Raw genomic sequence first — 6,538 nt, 5'->3', positions numbered from 1 at the left:
AACCGGAGCAACGGGAGCGACTGGAGCAACAGGAGCAACTGGAGCAACTGGTGTAACGGGAGCAACTGGGGTAACGGGATCAACTGGAGCAGCCGGAGCGACTGGAGCAACTGGAGCAACAGGAGCAACAGGAGCAACAGGAGTCACTGGAGCGACTGGAGCAACAGGAGCAACAGGAGTCACTGGAGCAACTGGAGCAACGGGAGCCACCGGAGCCACTGGAGCTACCGGAGCGACTGGAGCGACTGGAGCAACGGGAGCCACCGGAGCGACCGGCCCGACAGGGGCTTTCCAACAGTTTCAGGTATCGGAGAATTCACCAAATACGACGGGGAGTTCTGCAATCCCGATAGCTGCCGCGGCCACAACATTAAAAACCATTACCATAACCGGAGTTCCAGCTGGAAGTAGGATTTGGTTAACAGGCATCGTAGGCTGGCAGTCTACCGCGGGCACTACAGCGATCCAATTACAAATTCTCCGTGGGGCAACGATTATATTTAGCATTAGTAAGCATGCCGTTGGAAATGCCACATTTGAAGCAACAGGTGTTGACCACGTTGATCTGACCCCTGGAACGGGTAATGTTTCGTATTCATTAGCTGCACTGACTACTATTGGTACAGCAAATGCGATTGGAGCAATTACCCTTACAGGAACTTTAATACAGCCTTAGATAAAAAGGCGGCTAATCCTATTTTAGGGTAGCCGCTTTTATTGTTTGAAATGCTTGGTTCAATTAGAGAGGCACGATCACATGACATTTCTTCCGGAATATATTTGTAATGAGGTGAGCAATTTGATTTCGATAAGTCTTTGTATGATCGTAAAAAACGAAGAGGAGACACTCGGTCGTTGTTTGAAATCTGTTCAGAACATCGTTGACGAAATCATTATTGTAGATACAGGGTCAACGGACAACACGAAAGAAATTGCACTTCAATATACGGACCAAATTTACGACTTTGAATGGATTGATGATTTTGCCGCGGCCCGGAATTATGCCTTTAGTTGCGCCAATAAAGATTACATCTTTTGGCTGGACGCGGACGATTTGTTAAAGGATGACGATTCAAGGAAACTTATGGATCTTAAAGGGATACTCGATCCAGCCGTTGATTCCGTTACAATGGATTACCATTTGGCTTTCGATGAATTTGGAAATGTGACTTCGAGCGTTCGACGTAATCGACTCGTAAAGAGGGAAAATAAGTTCCAATGGATCGGTGCTGTCCACGAGTACCTTGAAGTGTGGGGAAATATTTTAAATAGCGATGTGGCCGTCACACACAGCAGTCTCCACCATGATAGCGACAGGAATCTTAGCATATACGAAAAACGGTTACTCCGCGGCGAGGTGTTTTCTCCAAGGGACTTATATTACTTCGCAAATGAACTCGTTGATCACCAGATGTACGAACAAGCGATTTGTTATTACGAAAAATTTCTAGCCACTGAGAAAGGGTGGATTGAGGATAATATTTCTTCCTGCGGAAAGTTAGCGGATTGTTATCACGAGCTCGGTGATCGGGAAAAGGAGTTAGAATCCTCACTGCGCTCCTTTCGGTATAGCAGCCCACGTCCTGAATTTTGTTGTCGTATTGGATATCATTTTTTGCAACAAGACGATATTCGGACAGCGATATTCTGGTATAAGCTGGCCACCCAACACGAACTGCCAGGAGATAACCTAGGCTTTTTTAACCATGCATGCTCTACTTGGCTCCCCCACCTTCAGCTTTGCGTATGTTACGACCGGATTGGCGAATACAGGCTTGCTTACAATCATAATGAGATTGCCCGCAGCTATCGACCGACTGACCCAAAAGTCATCCAGAATAAACGCTATTTGGAATCTGTCTTAGGCAAGTTTGAGGGGGTAAAAGTCGGCGGCGGTGATTTTCATGAATGAGAACAAAAAACGTGTGTTACTCGGAAGTCCTGTCCATCAAAAACCGGCCATATTACGTGAGTTTTTAATTTCTCTGCGTCGATTAAGACAGGACCATGTGGATTTCGGATATTTTTTTATTGACGACAACCAGGACGAACAATCCAGTGCTATGCTTCAGGAATTTGCCCAGGTGGCAGCTCCAGTCACGGTGCAGAAATCCGAGCATAGAGACGAATATTACCGGAACGAAAATACGCATTTTTGGAACGAGCGTCTGATTTGGAAAGTGGCCGAATTTAAGAATACCATGATCCGACATGCCATAGATGAACAGTACGACTTTTTGTTTTTAGTTGATTCAGATTTGTTGCTGCATCCAAAAACGGTTGAACAACTGGTAGCTTCGGGAAAGGATATTGTGTCGGAAATTTTTTGGACCTCATGGCAGCTCAATGCTGCACCTCAGCCCCAGGTATGGCTCCGAGACGAATATACACAGTGGGAACAGCAAAGGGGGGAGGATTTAAGTGATGAGGAAATAGCCAAACGCTACGAACAATTTATTACTCAATTAAAGGTGCCGGGAGTTTATGAGGTAGGGGGACTAGGAGCCTGTACCCTGATCAGCCGTCAAGCGATGGTTGCTGGAGTGAACTTCAATCCTATTAAAAATCTTTCCTTTTGGGGAGAGGATCGTCATTTCTGTATTCGCGCCTCCGCGATGGGGGTTCCGTTATATGTGGATACTTTTTTTCCAGCGTATCACATTTATCGGGAATCCGACCTAGAAGGGGTTGAGAACTTCAAACGAGAGAGTGGGGGCGAAATCGATCAATCGAATATGCGCATACTCCCAAGTGACACATACAAAAGTAATGGTTCTGTGGCAAAGCAAGGGTCTGCCAAATTGACGTTGACCATGGTGCTTAAAAACGAGGGGAATCGATACTTAAGGCAAGTACTCGAAGAGCACCGAAAATATATTGACGAAGCCGTGATTATCGACGACGGCAGTGAAGATAACACGGTAGATATTTGCCTTGACACGCTGCAAGGGATACCCGTTCGGATCGTTAGGAACGACATCTCTAAGTTTAATAACGAGGTGAATTTGCGAAAGCAGCAATGGGAGGAAACCATAAAAGCCGAACCTGAGTGGGTTTTGAATCTTGATGCAGACGAAATATTCGAAAGTCGTTTTTCTGGGGAAGTCCATGCCATGTTACAGCAAAGGGAAGTCGACGTGTTTTGTTTTCGGCTCTACGACTTTTGGAATCAATCGCATTACAGAGAGGACCATCTTTGGAGATCACACTTTACTTACCGGCCTTTCTTGATCCGTTACCGCCCTGATTTTGTATACCATTGGAGGGAAACCCCTCAGCATTGTGGACGGTTCCCAGAAAATATATTTGAACTACCCCATCGTTTATCTGATCTCCGCTTAAAACACTTCGGATGGGCTCGATCGGAATACCGCCTTGAAAAATACCAAAGGTATATGCTGCTTGATCCGGAAGCGAAATATGGTTGGATGGAGCAGTATTTATCTATATTGGATCAGAATCCAAACCTGATTCCATGGATCGAATAGGGGAGGAGGGGGATTAATGAAAATTATTCATACCTTACCTGTACTGATACGCAGCGAACATTTGCCCGCTGATTTAAGTATGGCAACAGCATGCTTCGAGAGCCTGCGATCATCGGAGGATCAGCATATTGTTTTATATAACCAAGGGTGTCTAAGTAATGAAAACTTGAGGGCGCTGCTATCTGAATGTGGCTTATCCCCGGTAATTCTTGGCCATGGAGAGAACATAGGTATTGCTGAGGCAAGACAAACTTGTTTTGAATACATTTGGAAGCATCATAGGAATGTGGAGTACATTTCTGAAATCCATGTCGATATGGTGTTTCCCCCCAATTGGTACGTGCCCCTTATCGAATATTTGGGGGAATCGGTCAATGAACCCATGATCTCCCCTGGAATTGTGACGATGTACGGCGAATTACAACCGATAGGCATTGAGACGGAGATACCTGATAACTCGCTGGATTTAATTCCCTTCTTAATGGATTTACAACGAGATGAAATTCGTGAAGGATTTGTTCATCCTGTCGTTCATAAGGCAAGGATTTTACGGGAAATCGGGGGATACGATACCCAATTTTTGCGGGGAAAACAAGGATACGAAGACGACAGTTTACTCTTGGGTTATTACTATTATTTGGGGACACGAAATAACTGGAGGCCCAAATGCTATTTGAAGTCATGGGTCTATCACGCGACGATGGCGCAGCGGATGACGCTCCCCGATAAGCATATGGAGTTTGCTTTAAACGAGGAGGGGCTCATCCGTCAATATGGAGCACATGGCTTGAGGAGCTTGTCGAACATCCATCAAAATCCTGCTGCTTTTGATCATCTTCTTCAAAAGTTTTTACAATAATAACGGCTAGGAGTGGGGATATGTCTGATGGGCAAAAGGCAGTATGGGATCGACTTTGGTCTAGAGAGGTATCCTATCAGTGGGATTCATTAAGTCAGTCCATTTTTGAGACGATTTGTGAGTCTGTAGGTGAGGTAAAGGGCAAGAGAGTTTTGGAGGCAGGATCGGGAACGGGGAAAGTCTCCTTACATCTTGCGATGGAAGGTGCTCATGTGACTTTGGTTGATTATTCGGAAAAGGCCTTAGAAAATAGCCGAACGGCTTTCCGGCAAGCGAATTGTGAAGGGAGTTTCGTCCTATCTGATATTCGAAGGATGCATGCCCTTAATAACCAATATGACCTTACTTGGAATGCAGGGGTTCTTGAACATTTCACATTCGATGAAAAAGTAACCATCCTTAAAGAAATGGCGAGGGTTACAAAGCCGGGAGGCACTATTGTCATCATGACTCCTTACTCGAAATGTTTGCCATATCGTATTGGAAAGGCTTTTGCCGAAAGACAGGGAACATGGATGTATGGTGTTGAGCAGCCTGTCCTCACATTAAAAGATGAATTTGCTCACAGCGGAATCACGTTTCTTGATGAGAGGGATATTGGATTTGTAAACAGTTTAGATTTTCTTGATTTTATTCCGTCATCACATGTCATAAAAAACTTGATTTTGGAATGGTATGAGGGACTTCCGGATGCAGATAAGAGTCTCTTTCCCGGGTATTTACTCGTTAGTAAAGGGATCGCAGCGGGATAATTTGGCCGAAACATTAGATAGATCCTTTACAAAAGAGGGTTAACAGGTTCTTATTCATATTAGTTTTAAGAATAGATAAACCGGAAAGCTAATGCTTTCCGGTTTAATTTTTACTTACATAATAGGTGGGTTCGAGTAGGCCTCGGCATTGAAGCTTTCCGGACCCGTACGTGTCGGAAATACGGAGACAACGGAAGGTACGCTAACGATGGCTTGATTGAGATATTAAAGTATATACCTGGTTACAATCATAGGATTGGACGGGCTTAAAATCTACATATTTTTGTCTGATAAATGGAATAGGTCTATTCTTTTCATTTAAGCTTGCAGCTAGATTTGAGAGTGGGTCGGGAAACCTTCACAAGTTCTTCATAAGTTTTGGGTAGAATGTTTGGGAACTGAGGATTCAATCCAAATAAAAATATGCAAAGGTGTGTGACAAACTGTGAAAAAAGTATTCATTTTTATTAGCCTTGCAGCAATCCTGGTGCTAAGTGCGTGTGGAAACAAGGATAATGCAAACAATAATACGAACATGGACATGGGCAGCATGAATCATTCTGGTTCTGGTGAGGTTCCTGCAGGGTTAAAAGAAGCTCAAAATCCCATATATAAAGTTGGAGATGAGGTTGTGATCCACACCAAGCATATGGAAGGCATGGATGGAGCCAAGGCTAAAGTGGTCGGTGCCTACGACACAGTGGCTTATGCTGTAACGTATACTCCAACCACTGGAGGTAAACCCGTCCCGAATCACAAGTGGATTATCCAGGAGGAAATAAAGGATGCGGGTAGTGAGCCCTTGCAACCTGGGACTAAGGTGACCATAGAGGCTGATCACATGGAAGGTATGAAGGGCGCAGAAGGCGCTATTGATTCTGCTGAAAAAACAACGGTGTATATGGTTGACTACACGCCAACTACAGGAGGAAACCCCGTTAAGAATCATCAATGGGTAGTCGAAAGTGAGCTTTCTAAATAGAGTATTTTTTAGCAAGTGAGTGATGTTGCGTGGCACAAGACGGTGAATTCCTTTCTCCTTTTGCACGTTATATGACGGATACTGTAAATATTGGACATGGGCAGCGTTATGACGTGTTATCGACAAGCTCAATGAAGATCATGGTTCGACTGTGTCCTGACGGTAAATACCTCTAACCGATCTGGCATTGCCAGATCGGTTTTTTTGTTTGGCGTCTATATGATTATTTGCCTTGGTTTTTCTGTTACTTGGATTAATTCTTTACAAAATTGTTATTTGTTCTTGCGTAAATGTTCCGTTACCAAGATAAGCACCTCGATATCGGGATATTGAAATCGACAAACTCCTACTCAGTTTCGTTGAAACTTCCATAAAATCCAACAAATATCAGTAAAAAAAGTTACGGTTAATGGGAATCTATCAATTAGGCATTGACAAAAAATCTAGTTATATACTA

At 44.0% G+C, this 6,538-nt stretch carries 5 protein-coding genes and 1 pseudogene; all 6 read left to right on the top strand.

Annotated features, from left to right (window positions below):
* A pseudogene (locus tag IAE55_RS34060) lies at positions 1-411 on the top strand (hypothetical protein); the annotation flags it as partial.
* A 388-nt stretch (positions 412-799) separates the two neighbouring features.
* Positions 800-1,912, top strand: a complete 1,113-nt coding sequence (locus IAE55_RS32880; protein ID WP_200634918.1) for a glycosyltransferase family 2 protein — start codon at positions 800-802, stop codon at positions 1,910-1,912.
* Entirely contained in the window at positions 1,905-3,488 is a 1,584-nt protein-coding gene (locus IAE55_RS32875; RefSeq protein ID WP_200634916.1) for a glycosyltransferase, read from the top strand. The genes IAE55_RS32880 and IAE55_RS32875 overlap by 8 nt, the downstream gene beginning before the upstream one ends.
* A gap of 16 nt (positions 3,489-3,504) precedes the next feature.
* On the top strand, positions 3,505-4,347 hold the full coding sequence (locus IAE55_RS32870; protein WP_200634915.1) for a hypothetical protein: 843 nt from the start codon (positions 3,505-3,507) through the stop codon (positions 4,345-4,347).
* Between the two features lie 20 nt (positions 4,348-4,367).
* The gene (locus tag IAE55_RS32865; RefSeq protein WP_200634914.1) at positions 4,368-5,099 is read left to right on the top strand and encodes a class I SAM-dependent methyltransferase; all 732 of its coding nucleotides are present in this window, start codon (positions 4,368-4,370) and stop codon (positions 5,097-5,099) included.
* A 445-nt stretch (positions 5,100-5,544) separates the two neighbouring features.
* The gene (locus tag IAE55_RS32860) at positions 5,545-6,081 is read left to right on the top strand and encodes a YdhK family protein (protein WP_325168710.1); all 537 of its coding nucleotides are present in this window, start codon (positions 5,545-5,547) and stop codon (positions 6,079-6,081) included.
* Positions 6,082-6,538 lie beyond the last annotated feature (457 nt).

Source organism: Paenibacillus sp. S28 (assembly GCF_016624415.1).
Taxonomy (GTDB): domain Bacteria; phylum Bacillota; class Bacilli; order Paenibacillales; family Paenibacillaceae; genus Paenibacillus_AQ; species Paenibacillus_AQ favisporus.
The sequence above is the reverse complement of the archived record's forward strand: the minus strand, read 5'-3'. Positions and strand labels throughout refer to the sequence as shown.